Origin of the sequence: Nostoc sphaeroides (assembly GCF_003443655.1) — a bacterium.
Lineage (GTDB): Bacteria > Cyanobacteriota > Cyanobacteriia > Cyanobacteriales > Nostocaceae > Nostoc > Nostoc sphaeroides.
Map to the genome: position 1 here is coordinate 3,452,029 of NZ_CP031941.1, position 20,655 is coordinate 3,472,683.

The 20,655-nt window shown below is 40.4% G+C and carries 16 protein-coding genes and 1 pseudogene; 10 read left to right on the plus strand and 7 right to left on the minus strand.

Annotated elements, in window-relative coordinates:
• Nucleotides 1-151: 151 nt before the first annotated feature.
• Nucleotides 152-3,163 (minus strand): DUF1574 family protein, encoded by a 3,012-nt coding sequence (locus D1367_RS15170; RefSeq protein ID WP_118167182.1) that lies wholly within the window; start codon nucleotides 3,161-3,163, stop codon nucleotides 152-154.
• Nucleotides 3,164-3,682: 519 nt separating this feature from the next.
• On the opposite strand from D1367_RS15170, the gene D1367_RS15175 reads away from it, so the two are divergent.
• From D1367_RS15175 to D1367_RS15185, 3 genes are all read left to right on the plus strand, one after another.
• Nucleotides 3,683-3,919 (plus strand): hypothetical protein, encoded by a 237-nt coding sequence (locus D1367_RS15175; RefSeq protein ID WP_118167183.1) that lies wholly within the window; start codon nucleotides 3,683-3,685, stop codon nucleotides 3,917-3,919.
• A 102-nt stretch (nucleotides 3,920-4,021) separates the two neighbouring features.
• Nucleotides 4,022-7,090 carry a phosphoenolpyruvate carboxylase gene (gene ppc, locus D1367_RS15180; RefSeq protein WP_118167184.1) on the plus strand — a complete coding sequence of 1,023 codons (3,069 nt, stop codon included), beginning with the start codon at nucleotides 4,022-4,024 and terminating at the stop codon, nucleotides 7,088-7,090.
• 80 nt (nucleotides 7,091-7,170) lie between these two features.
• Nucleotides 7,171-7,425, plus strand: coding sequence for a hypothetical protein (locus D1367_RS15185; RefSeq protein WP_118167185.1), 255 nt, complete (start codon nucleotides 7,171-7,173; stop codon nucleotides 7,423-7,425).
• Between the two features lie 270 nt (nucleotides 7,426-7,695).
• Here D1367_RS15185 and D1367_RS31805 read toward each other — a convergent pair whose 3' ends face one another.
• Nucleotides 7,696-7,839, minus strand: coding sequence for a hypothetical protein (locus D1367_RS31805; RefSeq protein ID WP_220450958.1), 144 nt, complete (start codon nucleotides 7,837-7,839; stop codon nucleotides 7,696-7,698).
• Between the two features lie 386 nt (nucleotides 7,840-8,225).
• On the opposite strand from D1367_RS31805, the gene D1367_RS15190 reads away from it, so the two are divergent.
• Nucleotides 8,226-8,585 (plus strand): VOC family protein, encoded by a 360-nt coding sequence (locus D1367_RS15190; protein WP_118167186.1) that lies wholly within the window; start codon nucleotides 8,226-8,228, stop codon nucleotides 8,583-8,585.
• Between the two features lie 426 nt (nucleotides 8,586-9,011).
• The gene (locus tag D1367_RS15195) at nucleotides 9,012-10,037 is read left to right on the plus strand and encodes an NADP-dependent oxidoreductase (RefSeq protein ID WP_118167187.1); all 1,026 of its coding nucleotides are present in this window, start codon (nucleotides 9,012-9,014) and stop codon (nucleotides 10,035-10,037) included.
• 518 nt (nucleotides 10,038-10,555) lie between these two features.
• Here D1367_RS15195 and D1367_RS15200 read toward each other — a convergent pair.
• Entirely contained in the window at nucleotides 10,556-11,116 is a 561-nt protein-coding gene (locus D1367_RS15200; protein ID WP_118167188.1) for an ABC transporter permease, read from the minus strand.
• 802 nt (nucleotides 11,117-11,918) lie between these two features.
• Nucleotides 11,919-13,379 carry a MocR-like pyridoxine biosynthesis transcription factor PdxR gene (gene pdxR / locus D1367_RS15205; protein WP_118167189.1) on the minus strand — a complete coding sequence of 487 codons (1,461 nt, stop codon included), beginning with the start codon at nucleotides 13,377-13,379 and terminating at the stop codon, nucleotides 11,919-11,921.
• 94 nt (nucleotides 13,380-13,473) lie between these two features.
• Here pdxR and D1367_RS15210 point away from each other — a divergent pair, with 94 nt between their 5' ends.
• Nucleotides 13,474-14,142 carry a pyridoxamine 5'-phosphate oxidase family protein gene (locus tag D1367_RS15210; protein WP_118167190.1) on the plus strand — a complete coding sequence of 223 codons (669 nt, stop codon included), beginning with the start codon at nucleotides 13,474-13,476 and terminating at the stop codon, nucleotides 14,140-14,142.
• Nucleotides 14,143-14,790: 648 nt separating this feature from the next.
• Nucleotides 14,791-15,195, plus strand: coding sequence for a DUF4112 domain-containing protein (locus D1367_RS15215; RefSeq protein WP_118167191.1), 405 nt, complete (start codon nucleotides 14,791-14,793; stop codon nucleotides 15,193-15,195).
• A gap of 395 nt (nucleotides 15,196-15,590) precedes the next feature.
• Here the strand turns inward: D1367_RS15215 and D1367_RS15220 are convergent, their stop codons facing one another.
• Nucleotides 15,591-16,709, minus strand: coding sequence for a hypothetical protein (locus tag D1367_RS15220; RefSeq protein ID WP_118167192.1), 1,119 nt, complete (start codon nucleotides 16,707-16,709; stop codon nucleotides 15,591-15,593).
• Nucleotides 16,710-16,891: 182 nt separating this feature from the next.
• Nucleotides 16,892-17,467, minus strand: coding sequence for a TIGR04376 family protein (locus D1367_RS15225; protein WP_118167193.1), 576 nt, complete (start codon nucleotides 17,465-17,467; stop codon nucleotides 16,892-16,894).
• Nucleotides 17,468-17,708: 241 nt separating this feature from the next.
• Here D1367_RS15225 and D1367_RS32235 point away from each other — a divergent pair.
• From D1367_RS32235 to D1367_RS15240, 3 genes and pseudogenes are all read left to right on the plus strand, one after another.
• Nucleotides 17,709-17,883, plus strand: a pseudogene (locus D1367_RS32235) (DUF3131 domain-containing protein); the annotation flags it as partial.
• 145 nt (nucleotides 17,884-18,028) lie between these two features.
• Entirely contained in the window at nucleotides 18,029-18,154 is a 126-nt protein-coding gene (locus tag D1367_RS15235) for a DUF3131 domain-containing protein (protein ID WP_118167194.1), read from the plus strand.
• Nucleotides 18,155-18,313: 159 nt separating this feature from the next.
• A complete protein-coding gene (locus D1367_RS15240) occupies nucleotides 18,314-18,751 on the plus strand; it encodes a thermonuclease family protein (RefSeq protein ID WP_118167195.1) in 438 nt (145 codons plus the stop codon).
• Nucleotides 18,752-18,817: 66 nt separating this feature from the next.
• On the opposite strand, the gene D1367_RS15245 is transcribed toward D1367_RS15240, so the two are convergent.
• The gene (locus D1367_RS15245; protein WP_118171475.1) at nucleotides 18,818-19,864 is read right to left on the minus strand and encodes a threonine aldolase family protein; all 1,047 of its coding nucleotides are present in this window, start codon (nucleotides 19,862-19,864) and stop codon (nucleotides 18,818-18,820) included.
• Between the last annotated feature and the right edge of the window lie 791 nt (nucleotides 19,865-20,655).

The window sequence follows — 20,655 nt, forward strand, 5'->3', positions numbered from 1 at the left end:
ATTTGTCATTTGTCATTTGTCATTTGTCATTTGTGATTGGGCATTGATCAATAATTAATGGTTATTCTTCCCCTGCTCCCAATACGGTTCGGTTAAGGCAAGAGACGCGATAAATCGCCGTCAAGACAAAGGACTGATTATTGTAAAGACGCTACTTTACTGGCCAGGGAATCATCGGATCATTAGCCAGCTTTTTGGAGACTTCGTATGCTCCAAAGCGGTTGAGGTGGCTGGGATCAGAAAAATAATCATTTGCTTTTAGCCACTGTTGACTCAAATCTCGATAAATAAAGTTGGGATTAGTAGCTAGACGCAGCATATATTGCTGAAATTCTTGCTCATATTGTCTACGCACTGGATCTAAATAATCTTCTGTCAGAGGCATGTTGACAAACACTAAGGAAATTTTCTGAGACTGGGCAAACTGAAGCACTTCTTGAAAGGCAGCATCTTGCTGTCCTTCTATTTGGAAAGATTTATAGTCGTTGTCGTAATTTCCGGGAACTCTAGAATGTTTTTGATAATATCTAGCAGGATTGAAGCGAATTGACAAAGGTAGAAAGCCATCAAAATCAACTGCTTGCTGAGAAATACTCTCATCTAAAGTACCATCTGTTAGCTGTCTTTGTGATGCAACTGTCTGATTGCGACCAATTATAAGCGGTAGTTTTTGCAGTAAACTTTTTATTTGGTCGCGGTTTTGATAGCTAGCAGAAAGAGATGCTAGAGCCTGATTTAACGACTGATTGACAGCTTGGTATGCGCTAATTTCCGGTTTTTCTTCTTTTATCTTTTCTTCTCCCGAATTTACCTGATTTTCGGGCGAATCGCTGTTATTAGCAGTTGTTGGGGCTTTTTGGAATGCTTGTTTATAACCAGCTGATGCAGCGATGGATTTAAAGGTAATATCTTCGCGTCCACCGTTGAAAGCACGGGCCCCATCTGCCCAGATAATTACTTTAGGCAGTTCTGATGGTTCCAGTACGTGGCGAATCACAAAGTCTACAACTTGGGCGGTGGCACCGTTGATTCCAAAGTTAAATACATCAATATTTGGATAGCCCTGAGTCGCTAAAGCTTTAGAAAGTGCTGCGGGATCTACTCCCCTGAGAGCGCGGGAGGAGCCAATAATCAACACATCTGGTGGAGTACCTGTTCTAGCCAAACGCTGTTTATACAGTGCTAGTTGCTCGTCTAACTGCCTGACATTAAAACTTGGCATCTGCGATCGCGCTGCTAATAGAATAGCGGTAGCGGTTGCTTTTTCTTTCAGTGGTGCGGCTGCCAAATTATTTGTCGGAGTATCATCAGTTTGGGTAAACTCCGAAGCATTAAATACAGAACTCTGATTTGGAGAAGATTTTGTTTTGGAAGTGCTGGTAAAAAATGTTGTTTTCTCACTCTGAGTTTTCCCAGATGTCAAAGATGCGTTTTGCCCAGAAGATGATGAAGGCAAGACACTGGCAGCTTTTGGCGAAGGTGTAGTACTTGCAATAATTCGACCCAATACCCAATCAGTTTGAAGGGTAAGTAATAATCCCAGTGTTCCCCACACTATAGCAACCTTAAGTCCTTGAACATCAGGGCTTTGTTCTGCTGACTGATCGCTTTCGATAAATAACTGGCTTTGTAACAGGAATTTTTTCGCGGTTGTACTCGCCGTTGTCAGCCAATCTCGCGCGATTTCTGTGACAAAAGTTTGAATTTCTTCTGTCGTTAAGTCGGGGCGCAAAATTGGCTCACTAGTGTCAGAGGTTACTAGCTCGTTAACGTATTTAGAAGTAGCAGCAAATTCTGGGGTTGCTTCTGGTACTATACGTTGGCGATGCTCAATATCAACACCATAGTTCCAAAAAGGTTCTTTATTCCCAGCCCGACGACCGTAGACACGTACCCCCATAATACCGGGAATTTTTAACTGGCGGATAAACTGGGTAACTTTAGTTGCTACTTGTTGACGCCCTGGACAAACAGGTGCATCACACATGATGTGCAATAAATCATTTTTGTTCAGCAGAAGGACGCGAACTCCACCTGTTAATAAACGCCAATCTAGGTCAGGATTGAGTAAACGCTCTAGTAAAAATATGATGGCTGGTTCATCACCAGTATTCGCCAAATCTAGCGGTGATGTAGCAAAGGCGGGATAATTTGCCGCAGGTAAAGCTACCCAATCAATCCAAGTTGGTTCATTGTCGCCTGCTTTTTGTCCGTATATGGTGGCGGCGAGAATGCCTTGAGGTGCGATCGCTTCTAACTGGGGTAAAATCGCCTCTAAGCACACTTCCTTGTCGGGGATTGGCGTAGTTCCCAAAGGATCAAAAGCTGGACTACAAAAGATATGTAGCGTTGATTCTTTCAGAAAAGCTTGGACAGCAACTTTTAACCCTGACAATACCTCAGTTAATAATCGCGCGATCGCTTGTATATCGCCCCAACGCGCCCATTCCTTCAGCATTACCTCTGGTGGCGTCAAATCCACCCGCAGCAGCCAATCAGGGGCAGTCTCGCCGCTCACCTGGGAAACAATTATTGCATCTTGGTAGCCGATAAGCTTGAGATAACGCAACTTTTGTGCTATTGGTTCAGCAAGCAATGATGCATCAGGGCTATAGCTCGACTGGCAAAATATCCACAAGCGATTTTCTTCTGGCTGAGAGTTCTTTGGCTTATATGGCTTAATCTTTGCCTGTACTGATACACCTAACGTACTCAGAGTTTCGCTCAAATATCGAGCGATCGCTTCTGGGTTTCCTTGGCGTGCCAAACTTTCGTTAGAGACAATCAGCGCCCCAGCCGATTGTTTTGATTTTTCCGAATCTTCTAGCAGCGCTTCCTTTACCTGCTCTAGATGCTTATCTATTTGATTCAAGTAAACCCGATGGCACCATGAGGGGCGCTGTTCCCCTTTTCTTCGGCCATAGACAAATACTTGATATATTGAGGGTTGTTCGTCGCTTGTGAGAATATCCAAGTCTGTCTGCTGTAGTGCTTGCAGCAAGTCAGACAAAGTATGCCAACGCTGCGGACATTCTGTACCTTCACAAAGAATATGAAGGTTATTTCCCCGTAACCGGACTTTCACCCCGAAAGTGTTGATCCCTGTTGCTTGGCTTATCCACTGCACTAAGGATTGCTGGCGATCTGGTAATACTGTTTTCATGCTCAGTTAACTTTACAAGAAGCGATTGTTGGGGGATAGTGCCTGCACTTGTAAACTAGAACCATAGGTCTACCACACTCCGACGTTTTTTTTTAACAATTTTGTTACCTTCGTAGCTCATAAAATCGGCCAAGATAGTCTTGTACAGGTTGCAAGTCTGACTAATGTTGAGTTTTGCGTTTATTTTACTAATAGGGAGTCAGAATTAAGAAGTTAGGAGTTAGGAGTTAGGAGTTAGGAGTTATGAGAGACGTGATTAACCCTTGTCTGTACAGGAGCCAGGAGTCAGAATAATTCTATATGACTGGCTGATCACTTGTCGTTTAAAGCTGGACTCGTGTCCCACTAAGCTAACGGCCCTGATGGGCGAAACAAACAACAAGCTTATCTCATTTAAACTCCGTCTCTTGATGATCTTTGGAGTAATCATAACTTCTAACTCCTAACCCCTAACCCCTAACTCCTAACTCCTAACTCCTAACTCTTTTTAACTCATATTCCCATAACCAAGAATTAGCAATGCCTCCCGCCAATCAACAACCCTCAACTAACCCCGTATCCAATCTGGATTTCTTTAGCATTCCCCAATCTTTCCTTTTACAAATAGGTACAGCGTCTATATTACTGCTGCTCATTACCGGAAAAAGTACAGTAAGGGCATTAGAAGCCATAGGGGAAGCCAGTGAAGAATTATTGCGAGGCGATCGCTTACCCAATCTCGACTTCCCAGAAGATAGCGAAACTAATCAAACTTAGAAAATATACACCAAATAATTATTTGCTCAGGAAAAACTTGGTGAGCATTAATTGCACAACCTAGAAGCGTAAACAGTAATTAGCTTTACAACAATAGAGAATATGGGTTCCCTTTTATACTCTTCGTCTCAAACTGCGGATATATACCCGGTGTCGGAATTATTTTTGCGTCATCGTCTCCAGGTAGTGGAAGAATTGTGGGAGTCAGTTCTGAGGCAAGAATGCGGTCAAAACATGGTAGACTTGTTGCGGCAGTTGCGCAATTTGTGTTCACCAGAAGGACAAGCAACAAATGACCAAGCATCCTCAGCCGTAAAATTGATTGAACAACTAAATATCAACGAAGCAATTCGCGCAGCTCGTGCTTTCGCTCTGTATTTTCAGTTGATTAACATCATTGAGCAGGAATACGAACAACGGCAGCAATTGAGTCGCTATGAGGCAGAAACAGAGGCTACAGATGCAGAAAGAGCATCCAATGTCAACTATTCTTCCAATCAAAGAGAAGATGACGCGCCTGTTAGCAAGGGAATAGCAGCAGACTTGCTCAGAAAGAATTATCTAGAAAAAGCGCAAGTCAAACCAAAAGGTACTTTTGCTGCCTTGTTTCCCTATTTATTCAAACTGAATGTACCACCCCAGCAAATTCAACGTTTAATTGCACATCTGGATATACGGTTAGTTTTCACAGCGCACCCGACGGAAATTGTTCGTCATACCATCCGGGATAAGCAGCGCCAGGTAGTACAACTATTGCAAAAGCTGGATGCCTTGGAAAACCATTCTGGTGCGACAGCTGGGGGATATGCTTGGGAAGCAGCAGATGTGCGCGAACAATTGCTCGAAGAAATTCGCCTGTGGTGGCGTACAGACGAGCTTCACCAGTTCAAACCCACTGTGCTAGATGAAGTAGATTATGCGCTGCACTACTTCCAAGAAGTTTTATTTGATGGCATTCCTCAACTTTATAAACGTTTCAAACACACCCTATCTAGTACCTTTCCTTGGCTAGAACCACCGAGCAAAAACTTTTGCTCTTTCGGTTCTTGGGTAGGCTCAGATAGGGATGGGAACCCCTCAGTCACACCAGAAATTACCTGGCAGACAGCTTGCTATCAACGCAAAATGGTGCTAGGGAGATATATTCAGTCAGTGAAAAATCTGATTGAATTATTGAGTGTGTCGATGCACTGGAGTGATGTCTTACCAGATTTGCTGGAATCTCTAGAGTTGGATCAGTCCCAGTTGAGTGAGGTATATGACGCACTAGCGCTGCGTTATCGCCAAGAACCCTATCGGCTGAAACTGGCTTATGTGCTCAAACGCCTAGAAAATACTCGCGATCGCAATCTAGCTTTGTACAATCGGGAAACGCCAAAAAATCAAGATAGCCCCCTGTATCTTTCGGGAGACGATTTTTTAGCAGAACTGCGGATGATTCAGCGCAACTTGACAGAAACAGGTTTAAGCTGTCGAGAATTAGAAAATCTGATCTGTCAGGTAGAAATTTTTGGTTTTAACTTGACACAGCTAGATATCCGCCAAGAATCATCTCGCCACGCCGATGCGCTCAATGAGATACTACAATACCTGCAAATATTACCTCAACCTTACAACGAACTATCCGAGGAGCAAAGAGTCGCTTGGCTCACAGGAGAACTACAAACCAGGCGGCCATTAATTCCGGCAGAATTGCCATTTTCTCAAAAAACCAACGATGTCATTGAAACCTTTCGCGTCGTGCGATCGCTGCAACAAGAATTTGGTCTTAAAATCTGCCAAACTTACATTATCAGCATGTGCCGCGACGTGAGCGACGTGCTGGAAGTCTTGCTTTTAGGCAAAGAAGCCAGACTTTTTGACCCCGCAATTGCTGTCGGAACGATTCAAGTAGTCCCCCTATTTGAAACAGTAGAAGACTTACAACGCTCCAGAAGCGTCATGCGGAAACTGTTTGAACTCCCCTTATATCGCGCTTTATTAGCTGGCGGCTACGAACAAACAAAAACAGAGAGTGTTGTGGATGAAAATTCATCCCCTGCCCCCGCCTCCCCCCTCCCCCCAAACTTACAAGAAGTAATGCTGGGGTATTCTGACAGCAACAAAGACTCTGGGTTTTTAAGCAGCAACTGGGAAATTCATAAAGCTCAAAAATCACTGCAACAAATAGCAGAAAACTATGATATAAATTTGCGGATTTTTCACGGACGCGGCGGTTCTGTGGGACGGGGTGGTGGCCCTGCTTACGAGGCAATTTTGGCTCAACCAGGTCATAGTATCAATGGGCGAATCAAGATTACCGAACAAGGGGAAGTTTTGGCTTCTAAATACTCCTTGTTGGACTTGGCATTATACCACATGGAAACCATTACCACTGCTGTAATTCAAGCTAGTCTGCTGCGGACAGGGTTTGATGATATTGAACCCTGGAATGAGATTATGGAAGAATTAGCAGTGCGATCGCGTCAACATTATCGGGCTTTAATCTACGAACAGCCTGATTTTGTTGACTTCTTCCACGAAGTAACTCCCATTGAAGAAATTAGCCAGCTACAAATTAGTTCTCGTCCAGCCCGCCGTCCATCTGGTAAGAAAGATTTAAGTAGTCTGCGAGCTATTCCTTGGGTATTTAGCTGGACACAAACCCGCTTTTTACTTCCTTCCTGGTACGGCGTTGGCACAGCTTTACAAGAATTCTTGAACGAAGAACCAGAAGAACATTTGAAATTGCTCCGCTACTTTTACGTTAAATGGCCGTTCTTCAAGATGGTGATTTCTAAAGCCGAGATGACCTTGGCAAAAGTAGATATGCAAATGGCACATCACTACGTTCAAGAATTGTCAAAACCAGAAGATCAACTTCGTTTTGCCAAAGTTTTTGATCAAATTGCCAGCGAGTTCTATCTCACAAGAGATTTAGTGTTAAAAATCACCGATCACAATCAACTGTTAGATGGCGATCCTGTGTTGCAACGATCTGTGCAGTTACGCAATGGCACAATTGTCCCCTTGGGATTTATCCAAGTTTCACTACTCAAGCGCTTACGGCAGTCCCAAAATACTACTGCTACTTCTGGAGTAATTCATTCTCGTTACAGCAAAGGTGAGTTACTGCGAGGAGCATTGTTAACTATTAATGGGATTGCAGCCGGGATGAGAAATACAGGTTGATTGGGAGTGGGGAATGGGGGATGAGGCAGGGGAAGAAATTGACTAATGACTAATGACTAATGACTAATGACTAATGACTAATGACAAAAAATAGAATTTTAATTTGCACTTTTTTGGCACTATCATCAGGTTTTTTAGGCGCTTACACTAGTGGGCAAATTACCATAATGCTGCATAGCCAAAAGTGCCAAAACCAACCTTGGGGTTTCAAGGAAATGTGCAACACTTGGATGACACCAGGAGCAATATGGCAAGGTAGCACAGCAGGACTATGGACAGGCACTATCTTAGGGGCGTTTGTTGGTGGTTTAGTGACCCGACAAGCTCGTAATTAGTCTAGCGTGAGTTCGATGAACCTCTCCCTGCCTTGAACTAAAGTTCAAGTCTATCCCTCTCCAAGTCGGAGAGGGACGGTTTTACGTAGTAAGTAGGTGGGCGCTAAAAAATACAACTAAATTAAGAAATATAAATTGCTTAAAAGCTCATATTCAAAGCGTTTCTGGTGCTTTACATAAGTTTATGTAGTTTGGTTTAATTGTACCTACTACTTAAAACCTTCTTAGAGGTTTTTGATTGAGATCATTTAGGGAACTCCAAAAAATAAATTATTCCACATTAAAGTCGTTGACTGTTGACTGTTGACTGAAAACTCGTGAACCGTCAACGGTCAACAGTGAACAATAGCAATGGAATATTTTTTTACTTGGAAGTCCCTTAGAGGTTGTTTGAAAAGTATTTCGCTGTGACATTTAGGCACTTTTGATCCCCCCTAACCCCCGGATAAATTGGTGGAAGAATCAAAGTCCCCCAATTTATCGGGGGATTTAGGGGGAGCTAAAACTTTTGATACCGACAAGAGGACTTTTCAAACATCCTCTTACGCAAAGTTGTACCAAGTACTGATGCTTCATCATGTATATATATTGGTGATAGCTATACAGATGACTTTTATGGGACTAAAGGAGTAGAAATGAAATGTATTTTGATTGACAGCGAACAACGTTATCTAGAGCTAGATGAACAGAGAGTTGAAGACCTTTTTAAAATTGAAGATAAATTATTGATCAATCTTAGTTAACTATGGTTGCCGAAGTAAAAAAATAAAATCCACTAGCTGCCTAACAGACAGTTTGCAATGCAAATTATTAAAGTACTAACCAGAGTCTATCTTAGTCCGATAGACTTGGATGAGGCGATCGCTTTCTATGAAAACCTCTTTACAGAAAAATGTTGGTTGTGGCTTCAATATTCCGAAGCTGAGTTGGAACTTGCAGGTGTGGGTTCTATTCTTTTAATTGCGGGTTCGGCAGAAGCACTCTCTTCATTCAAGAGTACACACGCAACATTTCTCGTTGACTCACTCAATGATTTTCGAGAAGCACTTATTCAAGAGGGTGCAGTGATTCTGGCGGAACCTAACAAAGTTCCCACTGGAGTCAATATGCGAGCGATGCACCCTGATGGAACCATTATTGAGTATGTTGAGTTTGCTTGATTAATTTTTAGCCCAAGTAAAGATATTGACATTCTATAAATTGAATTTAGTTTTGGAAAAATTCTTGAACGTTTTTCCAAGCATCAGCTTCGGGATTGTAACTAGCGCTAGAAACAAAAACATGCCGTCCTATTATTGAGGGTCAATGGCTTCGCTCCAATTCAAAATTATCAATTTTATTATTCACGCATTAAACCTTTTTTTTAAATAAAATAGGAATCTTATACTTTTTTGTAAATCTCATACTCAAGGTAGAAGTATTATCAGAATGAGTACCCACATCTATAGCAATCCTAAATCATTCGTAAAAAGTTAGATCCCCGACAACTTTTACGAAGTCGGGGATCTGGACACTGCGAATTTTCACAAATCAGATAGGATTGCTATATATATAAATGGTCAGATGAATTTAGAGGAAAATAATTTGTGTCTGATTTAATTAACAAACAAATCATCCTTAAAAGCCGTCCAGTCGGCGAACCAAAGGAGAGTGATTTTGCTTTAGTAGAAACACCAACTCCCGAACCGGGTGAAGGTGAAATTCTTAGCCGCACCATTTATCTATCTCTCGACCCTTACATGCGTGGTCGCATTAGTGAAGGCGAGTCTTATGCTGCATCAGTAGAATTGGGTTCAGTTATTGTAGGTGGTACAGTCAGCCAAGTAATTAAATCAAATCATCCTCAATTTCAAGTTGGGGATTTTGTTCTTAGCAATAACGGTTGGCAAACTTATGCTGTATCTAAGGGTGAGACACTGCGTAAACTTGATCCTACTCAAGCACCTTTATCCTATAGTCTAGGTGTATTGGGTATGCCAGGTCTGACTGCTTATGCTGCTCTACTTGATATCGGTCAACCAAAAGAAGGTGAAACTGTTGTGGTTTCAGCCGCTTCTGGTGCTGTCGGTGCAGTAGTAGGTCAAATTGCCAAAATTAAAGGTGCGGCGCGAGTCGTGGGAATTGTCGGGAGTGACGATAAGCGGGATTATATAGTTAAAGAATTAGGTTTTGATGTTGGCATTAATCGCAAAACTCAAGAACTTAATTCAGCGCTAAAAGAAGCTGCCCCTAATGGCATTGATGTTTACTATGACAATACAGCAGGTGTAATTTTAGAAGCTGTGTTGCAGCAAATCAACCTTGGGGCAAGAATTCCACTAGTGGGTTTGATTTCAGAGTATAACGCTACATCTACTCCATCAGGGCCTAATTTAATGCCACTACTAATCAAACGAGCTTTAATTAAAGGTTTCTTAGTTGGCGATTATCAACATCGCTTTAATGATTTTTTAGGTGATGTTTCTGGATGGTTGCAGTCTGGTAAACTCAAGTATAAAGAAGATGTAGTTGTTGGTTTAGAGAACGCTCCTGATGCATTCATCGGTTTACTTAGAGGTGATAATTTTGGCAAGTTGATTATTAAGGTCAATGAAGACCCAACAACAGCTTAATCGGTTAGTAAGCTGGGTGTGTGCTACATTGAGGCAAATCATATCATGTCAGCTTAATTGCTTATTAAACCCGAATCACCCCACCCCGCCAAAGCTACGCTTTGTCTCGCCTCCCGAACAGCCTACGGTGTACACACAAGTCTTTTAAAGTTGCCCCACAAGCTTTTGATCCCCCCAACCCCCGTTAAAAAGGGGGACAAAACCCTCTCAAAGTCCTCCTTTTTAAGGAGGATTTAGGAGGATCAGATGACATACATAGTGTGTAGAGATATGTGTACACCGTAAAGGGGGTGGGGTGTAATGACTGTGGTTAGCATAACCAATTATGCGGACATAATATCAGTAACGCATCACTGGATAAAAGGGAGCAAATTGTTGAAAGTTAGCGTCAGGAGCAGATAATTCAACTAAAGTTTTAGGTGTAACTAGATGCCCAATGGTTTTAGGAGTAAGCTGCCACTACTGCTGACATTTTGCTTATTTACTAGCTTTGTGCCTGCCTCTGGTTCAGATAAAATTTAGGAAGACTTTTTCCCATCAGAAACGATTTGCGAGAGAATATAGGCTGCAAAATCTAGTAATTGATCTAGCAAAAAGCCAATGATACCGATGTAGATGATCACCTGAATTATGTAATCGGCATTGCCAGCTTTATAAGCATCCCAAAGGGTAAAGCCAAGTCCTTTTGGGCCGATTAACATTTCTGTAGCAATAACTATAAACCAAGCTACCCAAATGCTAACTTTCAAGGCGTGAAATAGATGAAATATCGCTACTCGAAAGTTCTTGTTCTGTCTATGAAAATGCCGCATCCCTATTGCCGTATTAATAATCATCGTCCAGAGAGTTCCCAAAAAAACTACTATAATAGCAGCCGATTCGCTCTCTTGAAATGCTATTAAGGCAATAGGTAGCAAAGCTATAGGAGGGATACTATGTGGTATCTGAAATATCAGCCTAAATAACTGATAAATCATGTTATTCATGCCTATGAAATATCCGATAAAACTACCCAAGACAACGGCTGGAATATAACCGACAAATAACCGTTGTAGACTAGCTAAAATGTCTAAAAACATATTATTCTCTCTGCCTCAGTTCTCATATAAAACATTTGGGAAATACTGTGGCAACAACACAAAATAGCGAATAGAAAAGTGTATTTAATTACACGTTATCTTTGAATACCATAATATTTTTGATATTTCCTCCTCCTTGATGGCTAACCAAAAACTTAGGTGTTTTTACGATGTGATAGTAGTAAGGGAACTCCAAAAAATAAATTATTCCACATTAAAGTCGTTGACTGTTGACTGTTGACTGAAAACTCGTGAACCGTCAACGTTAAACAGTGAACAATAGCAGTGGAATATTTTTTTACTTGGAAGTCCCTAATACAAATAAGAGGTAAAACTTGGCTTTACTAAACCTTATCAGAAAAATAAATCCTGATTAGTAAATTCAATACAATTTCCCAAATTTACTTGCTTGATAATTGTACTAATACCAATTATTTTTGAAGCTGCACAAAATCAAGCTTGGACAGACTTGGGGGTTGAGCAAATTGTTCGGAAGCAATCTTATAGATCAATACAGTTCAGTTAAGCCCAAAAACCTTGGTAAAGACGCGAAATTTCGCGTCTCTACAGGTCTAAAATTAGTACCAAAAATCCTTAACTGAACCGTATTGTCTTATAGATAATCTGTATAAATAAGAATATCTCAAATTTTTAATATTAAATAAATAACAAAGTTTGTTATTAGCAATACAAAATATTTATAAAATAGTAAGTATCAGAGGGAATTTGTCAAGCAAAAATAAAAAGACTTTAGGGTAGCCAGTGCGCGGCTCGGATTCTAAACTATTTTACTGACATTTGCTTAAACACCCAAAATTACCTGAGCTAATCGGCGTACTCCTTCCTGAATTTGCTGCTCATTTAATTCAGCGTAACCCAAAATAAATTCACTACCAGGGCTATTATTTAAGTAGTAGGGATGGGCTGCGCTAATACCTAACCCAAGCTGGGCAGCATTCTGGACTATTACTTCATCACTCATATATGTATCTATTTTGATCATCAGATGCATTCCAGCGTTATCCCCCAGAATCTGGACTCTATCGCCAAACTGGGAAATTAGAGACTGCACCAAAATTTGCCGCCTTTGATTGTAGAGCGATCGCATTTGTCGGATATGACGTTCTAGATGTCCTTCGCCAATAAAATCTGTCAGGGCGTGCTGCTCTAATAAACTACACTGACGATCTGTTAACCATTTAGCACGGGTAAATATATGCACTAAATTATCTGGCAATACTAAATAACCCAGACGCAAAGCCGGAAAGAGTACCTTGGAAAATGTGCCGATATAAATAACTGAATTGCCCTGATCTAATCCTTGTAAGGCTGGGATAGGCTGACCACTATAACGATATTCGCTATCATAGTCATCTTCAATAATTATCGCTCCTGATTGCTGCGCCCAATTTAATAACTTTAACCTGCGCTCTAAGGATAGCACCGCCCCTGTAGGAAATTGATGGGAGGGAGTGACGTAAATAAGTTTAATATTCGATGTTGTTATCAGGTTAGTAACCTCTAAACCTGATTTATCCACAGATATAGGAAATAAACAAGCTCCTTGGGACAAAAAAGCTCGTTGCGCTCCTAAATAACCTGGTTCTTCCACAGCAATCAAGTCACCTGTATCAATTAGCAGACGTGCAATCAAGTCAAGTCCTTGCTGGGAACCACCAATAATGATGATTTGCTCAGGAGTACATTTTACTGCCCTGGAACGAGAAAGATAAGAAGCGATCGCCTGCCGTAGTGGTTGATATCCCATTGAGTCATTAGCATAATCAAGCACACTTGGGTGAGAACGGCAATGGCGAGATAGTAGTTTGCGCCACAAGTCTATAGGAAACTTATCAAATGCTGGCCGCCCATAGGTAAAGTTGATCTGCAATTCTAGTTCTGGTAAGCGTAAGAATGCTTTATTATTCAAATTTTTGCCATAGGCTGATAGTGTTATTGATGAATTAGTGGCTGAAGAAGTTGACTCAATCGGTACAGTATTGAGCAGATCGTCAGGGAGTTGATCGCAAACGAAAGTACCCGATCCCAGAGTTGTTTCTAAGTAGCCTTCACTCAGTAGCTGCTCATAACTTTGGGTAACAGTGGCGCGGGAAATACCGAGAGATTGAGCAAGCGATCGTGTTGAAGGTAATCTTTGTCCTGGTGTTAATCTCCCGGAAAGAATCTGAAGTCGTATTTTTTCATAAACTTGGCGATGCAGTGGTATATCTGCTTGGGAGTCGATAGGAATCACAAAGTCCATAGGTCAAAGTGGACTGGTAGTTTAGTAAAAAAGTGGCACTTGTATTATGCCACTTTCAGAATTACTCTGGCGATGTAGAGTTTAAATTCCAATCATGAGTCAACAAGAGCCTCCTAGCCAAAGAACAACTATCAAACGCATACCTCAAAGGGGAAGCTATGAGTCTGAAATTATCTATCAAATTTTGGATGAAGGATTAGTTTGTCATCTGGGTTTTGTCGCTGACGGACAGCCTTTTGTGATCCCTACAGCTTATGGACGAATTGACGATACCTTATATATTCATGGCTCACCTGCTAGTCGGATGCTACGTTTTCTCCAGCAAGGTATTGATGTCTGCGTGAGTGTAACTTTACTTGATGGTTTGGTACTAGCGCGATCGGCTTTTCATCATTCAATGAATTATCGCTCGGTGGTAGTATTTGGTACGGCTACGCTTGTACAGGATTCAAAGCAAAAATTAGCTGCTCTGAAAGCATTTACAGAACATGTTATACCTGGACGTTGGCAAGAAGTGCGATCGCCTAGTCGCAGTGAATTAGCTGGAACGCTAGTACTATCTCTACCTCTAGTTGAAGCTTCAGCTAAAGTTCGCACGGGTGGGCCTAATGATGATGTCTCTGATTATGAACTACCAGTATGGGCTGGGGAAATTCCTTTGCAATTGCATGTGGCAAAACCCATTGCTGATTCAGGTTTGCATCCTCAAATTGATATACCTGCATATATCAGCAACTATACTAGACCAAAAGCCACATCGTAGCTTCAAACAACACAAAGAAAAGCTTGCCTCCGTGATTACAGAAGCCGACACTGTACAAGGCAAGCTGCAAGTTAGTGTGGGTAGTGTGCGGGGCTGCTAGATCCCCGACAACTTCCGCGAAGTCGGGGATCTGAACACCACTAAGGGAACTCCAAGAAAGAAATTATCCAATATTGTGGGGTGGGCATCTTGCCCGCCATATAGACCAATACGGTTCAGTTAAGCATTTTTTTCTTATCTCTGTTCTCTCTGTGCCTCTGCGGTTCGTTAAAAAAATTGACTTTGATAAAGAGTTTAGCCTTAACCCAAGCGTATTGCCATATAGACTGGGCGCTCATGTTGCCCACCCCACAGGAGTCAATACTGCTCGGTTAAGCCTAAAAAATAAAAATGTGTAGGTTGGGTTGAGGAACGAAACCCAACATTTTGCAGGGTTTGTTGGGTTTCTCAAAGCCTCAACCCAACCTACGAATATTCTTAACCGAGCAGTATTGCCACAGGAGTTAATTGGATATTTTTTTATTTGGAAGTCCCTAACCTCTCAAAACTTTTGGGACAGACTAGTAGTTCACTACTTTTTATTTCTGACGGTACAGGAAAAATAACTAAAAATGGTGCAACTTAAGAGTAGTGTAAATATCAGAAATTATGGACGCTGCTAAACGCCTTGGTACTCTCAATCGCATCCGCAAACTCAGCCGTCTGATGGATACATCTATACGCATTCCTCTAACAGGTTTTCGCATTGGAATAGACCCAATTATCGGTTTGGTTCCAGGTGCTGGTGATTTAATCAGTACAGCGTTTTCAGCTTACATCATATTTTTAGCTACTCGTTTTGGCATCCCACGTCAAGATTTAGCCAAAATGATTTTTAATGTTGGTTTGGAAACAGTCGTTGGTACTGTGCCTTTAGTGGGTGATTTATTTGATGCTTTCTATAAGTCTAATATTCGCAATTTGGCAATTTTGGAGCAACATTTGACAGTAGTTGAACCAGAACTCAAAGAAGTGTCTGATGAACTTTACTCTGGTAAGTTCAGCCAAGTTTAAGTTAGTGGTCATAGTATCACTAATCTTTTCACTAAGTAAAACGGTGTAAACAATTAAAGGTTTGTAGTAAGGACTTTAGTCCTAAAAGAAGGACTAAAGTCCTCACTACGAACTCGATTACAATAATTTTACATTACAAAACACATAGTTCGATTTATTCGCACCGACTTACTTACCTCCTGCCCCCTTCAATCTTTGGAAGTCCCTAGTACAGCGCGGCGTAAATAAACAGACCATTCAAAATCAACGGAACGCTTACTCTGTCTTAATTTTGAATTTTGAATTTTGAATTTTGAATTTTGAATTTTGAATTTTGAATTTTGAATTTTGAATTTTGAATTCCGCCTTGCGGTACTAGATAAAGGAATTTGAGTTTTATCTGATAACGCTTTTAACTACCCAAGTTTGATACCCTGTTGCTTGAGTAGATTTATCAAGAAGTTTTTAAATATGCCACTTAGGATACCAATAAGAGGAGTAGGAACAGTTAGGAGATATCGGCGGAAAGTTTTGACATCGAAGGGCCAAACTGGCAACTCATCAGTCATAGTGTATAAAGTGCGTAGCTGCTGAATTTTTTCAGATTTTTTCTTGAAAGCTTCTGTCTCTTCAGCCAGACTAGTATAAATCCCTGAATACTCTGCTCGGAACTGTCGAGCGATTTTATATAAAGACTCTTCTTTAGCTCTTTTCATCCCGCTATGTGCTGCCAGCAATGGCCCAAAAAAACATCCCATTGATAAAAAAATATACAATGGAATTACCAGATGAACAAACCAGAATCCCTTTCCAACATCTTGTGTAATCACCTGATACTCAATCACGCCTATCCAGATACCTAAAACAGCAACTAGATAGGCAGTTTTAAGCGAATAATCACTAAGACATCGAAGACCGCCACAGCGATCGGGATGAAGAGGATTAATATCGAGATCCTTATTTCCTAAAATTTGATAGAAAATCCAAATATTTGTAATCAGATTGAGAACAAGTATAGTACCCATATATACGACTGCAAATGTGGCGATCGTAATGGTCAATCCTGGCAGAAGACTAGAGCTAGTCCAACTCTCTTCTAATCTAGGTCTGATTATAAAAACAATAGTGCTGAAAAAGAGAGCGCTGGCAAGTGCAGAAAGCTTGCGCCATCTTTTGGAATAGAGGTTAATAACAAATTGATCAATCTCTGATTTGTCAGTTTCTAATACGTCAGATGTTTCAAGCTCTTGAATAACTTTATCGATTGCTTGAAAACTCCACAAGTAATATCCCAATGTTACTGGATTAATGAAAAGTCCTACTAACCAGGGAATCCAGTCTCGAAGCAACCCCGTCTGCCCTTGCTTAGACCACAGCGTATCACTTATCCATGCAGTAAACAAATAAACTACAGTAGCGCTAACTGCTGCCAACAGTCCAAAAGTTAGAGGAGAAAGACGAAATTTTTCAATTACTAGATACGCAACAGGATCAAATCGGTGAAGGTTTCGTTTGTGCGAAATATCGTAATTCATTCTTTCTTTAACAATGAGTCAGGTCAATAACACCATACATATTTAGGGGTAATTGTGCCAACTAGGACAAAATATAGTAGACATCTGGTGAAATTAAATATGCGTTACCCAGAATCCTTGTCTTGACGTAGCACTGCTACGTCAAAACAATTCTCCTATGACTAATGACTAATGACCAATGACTATTTCCCTAAATTCCGCTTCATTTGTTCTAACTCATCCTGAGTTTCCCAGCTACGGAACTTTTCTTCTAAGTCATCAAACCCACCAGAATAACTGCTAGTTTTATTCGACCAGCCACTGGTTTCAAAACGCTGCTGAGTTTGCGCTTTAGCACGGGCTGTCTGTGCTTCGGCTGCTTTAGCTTGCACTTCCTGTCGTCGTTGCTGAATTTTTCGCAGTAGTTCCTGAGATTGGTTAATGCGTTCTTTCAGCCCTTGCATGTGTCCCCAGCGCTGATTTCCTTCGCGCAACAGGGCTGCTTCTCGCTCACCCGCCGCCGCCGCTAAATCTTCTCTGCCGGCGTTTTTGGCTTTTTGAATACGGATATGCCAACGCTGAATTTCTTGAGCGGTGGACAGAATTTCTTCTTGCGATCGCTTCTCTTGTATTCGTAAATCTGCGATCAGCTTTAATGTGCCTTCCTCTTGCTCACGCAGCTGTTCTAGCAGCGCCTCTAACTCCAAATGTGGATTGTTACGCAAGAATTCTTCTAAACGGTTTTCTAGAAACCGACTCAAATCATCAAATAATCCCACTGCTAGAACTCCAGAGATCGGGTGCGTGACTATTTTATTGTAGTAGTCAAACTAATTCATAATTGATAATTAATAATTCATAATTTAAAGACGCTCGATGACTCGCTTTCCGCAACGCTATCAGTGGGAGCTTTGAACTCTCCACTGTCTTTTTGACCACTGATTTAAAAATGAGCGTGGGGGCTGCTGTACCCATTTTAAAATTTATGAATTATGAATTATGAATTAATAATTATTTGATCAGCTGAATAAAACTCTCACCGCCAACAATAATGGCGTAATTTTAGAAAGCTTGTTGTATAAACAAGTTGAATAACCACTTACAGTTTGGGCAGGAGTCAGGAGTCAGGAGTCATAAGTCAAGCAAAAGGGCTATCAGAACACCGCAAGTTACAGCTAAAATTCTCAGACGATGAAAAAACTGGCGTTGCATAATAGAGGGATAAATTTTCAATTTTATAGTTGCTGAAATGCGTTTGTGACAATCTGAAAATATAATCGGCATCTTTGCCTGACAACCAACTACTCGCTATCTTGCGCCCCTAACTGCTGTAACAACTCATGAATTTGGATGTCGGGCGAGTACTTGCGGCGTTTGATGTCATCCGTACCTGTCATCCGCAATATAATTATTGGCTCAAAGAAATTGTAGCAAAGTGGCAAGTAGCGCGATCGCTATTTTCATAACCTCTAGGGGATTTCCAACAAATCAATTATTCAATCTGTGGGGTATTATTTATTTTAAACTCCCTAAGTCTTTTACTTATAACTTGTGAGTTAAATCACACTAGTAATCTAACCACTGTCATAAAATTATATTATGCATAAAATATTACAGACAAAATAATGGAATTACTTGAATTAATTTTGGTGCTAGCTACAGTAGTTGGTGTTGCAGACGGGAACACAATTGTCGTTAAAGATAATGCAGGACAAACAATTCCAATCAGGCTAGCGTGTATTAATGCACCAGAGGTGACTGGCCAGCCCTATCGTTTAGCAGCAATACAAAGGCTAAAACAGCTATTACCACCTCAGACTCCTGTTGTGATTAGAAGCACAGAAGAACTCAAAAGTGGTCACACAGTTGGTGAAGTGTTTGTGGATAATCGCTCAGTAAATCTCCTTTTGGTAGAGTCAGGTAATGCCGTAGTTGACCGAGAATCTTTACAAAATTGCTACGAGAGCAAAACCCAATTTTTAATTGCAGAAGCTAATGCTAAAAATAAGCACTTGGGATTGTGGCAGCAATCAAAAGTTAAATTGAACTTTCATGCCAAGTAATACCAATTCTGTATTAAGCAGTTTTAGGATTGCTATACTTGTTTGATTAATTGAAATTTTCCATATTTAGTTTTTGGAATTAGTTGCGTTCTTAATATCATCTATCAATTCATCAATTCTTGCTTGAGTCGTATTCCAAGAACACATAAAACGTACTCCTCCCACACCAATAAATGTATAAAACTGCCAGTTCTTTGCTTTTAAGGCGTGAATGACTTGCTCAGGTAGTTTAACAAACACGGCGTTGGCTTCTCTCGGAAACATCAAGTCAACATTTTCTATATTCAATAGTTGATTTTCTAAGTATTCAGCACATTGATTCGCATGTCTGGCATTTTTTAGCCAAGCACCAGTTTCCAATAAACCCAACCAGGGAGCAGAGATAAACCGCATTTTTGAGGCTAGCTGACCTGCTTGCTTGCATCGATAATCAAAATCTTCTGCTAGCTCTTTGTTGAAGAAAAGAATGGCTTCACCTAATGCCATTCCATTCTTTGTACCACAAAAGCACAATACATCCACTCCAGTTTTCCAAGTAATTTCAGCAGGGCTTTTATTCATAGCGGCAACTGCATTTGAAAAACGAGCGCCATCCATGTGAATTTTTAAGTTATATTTTGTAGCAACTTCTTTGATTTTCAGAAGTTCTTCAATAGAATATAAAGTCCCTAATTCAGTTGATTGGGTGATGCTAATAACTTTAGGTTTGGGATAATGAATATCAGTACGTTTAGTGACAATTGCCTCTATAGCCTCTGATGTTAACTTGCCATTTTTACCTTGAGCAAGTAACAATTTCGAGCCATTAGATGCAAATTCAGGTGCGCCACATTCATCTGTTTCTATGTGAGATGTTTCATGACAAATGACGCTGTGATATGACTGACAAAGGGCTGCTAAAGATAAAGAATTCGCGGCTGTACCATTAAACGTAAAAAATACTTCACAATCAATTTCAAAGAGTTGCCGAAAATAATCTGTGGCTTTTTGAGTCCATTCATCATTTCCATAGGCTGGAACACTACCTTGATTTGCCCTAATCATATATTCCAGGGCTTCTGGACAAATTCCAGAGGAATTATCACTTGCAAACTGTTCTAATTGGCTACTCATAATGTCTACTTTAATTTTTTTAAGTAATTGTTTTAATTCTAGTGAATAAATTCGACATTTGGCAACTCCAAACTTGACGTAGATGCTTTTAAATCTCAAGTTATCTAATAATTTTGCTATTAGAACTTGGTGGTAGTAAACTAAATGTTTATATAGCACTTCGATTTGATTTTTTAAATATACATAAGGTGTGTTAGAGCAGAAAGTACGGCGCCATTTTCAGCTTTTGGTGCGTTACGCAATGCTTTAAATTTTTTCAAAAATAATTTCCGACTCCTATATAGCCATACTTAATAATTTGTGAACAAAAATTTCCGACTTATCTAAAAAGTCGTGCATCTTAACCTTTTGATTATCAAAAATTAAATATAACTGCTATGTCTTGGATCAACCTGTTAATTATTTTTTGTTTTCGGAGCTTTTATCGAAGTATCTATAACAACAATCAGCATATTTATGCTAAGTAGTTTATACTATTGTATGACTTTGCTAATATCCCCTAAAAACTGGAGTCTTAGTTCTCCGTTACTGAGACGTTAAATTACTATGGTGTCTTCGTCAGGCTTGCGTTGAGGGGATTGTAAGACGTTAAACATTGCAAATAACTAAGTATTATGCCAAAAAAATAAATTTTATTAATTAAAATGCTAATCATATACTTATAATGTATCATGCAATGCCCGAACAATAACTATGACATCACTATTGGGCTATTTGTCCTTTGCTAATGACAAATGACAAATGACAAATGACCAATGACCAATACTTCGGCTCCGCTCAGTACAAGTGAC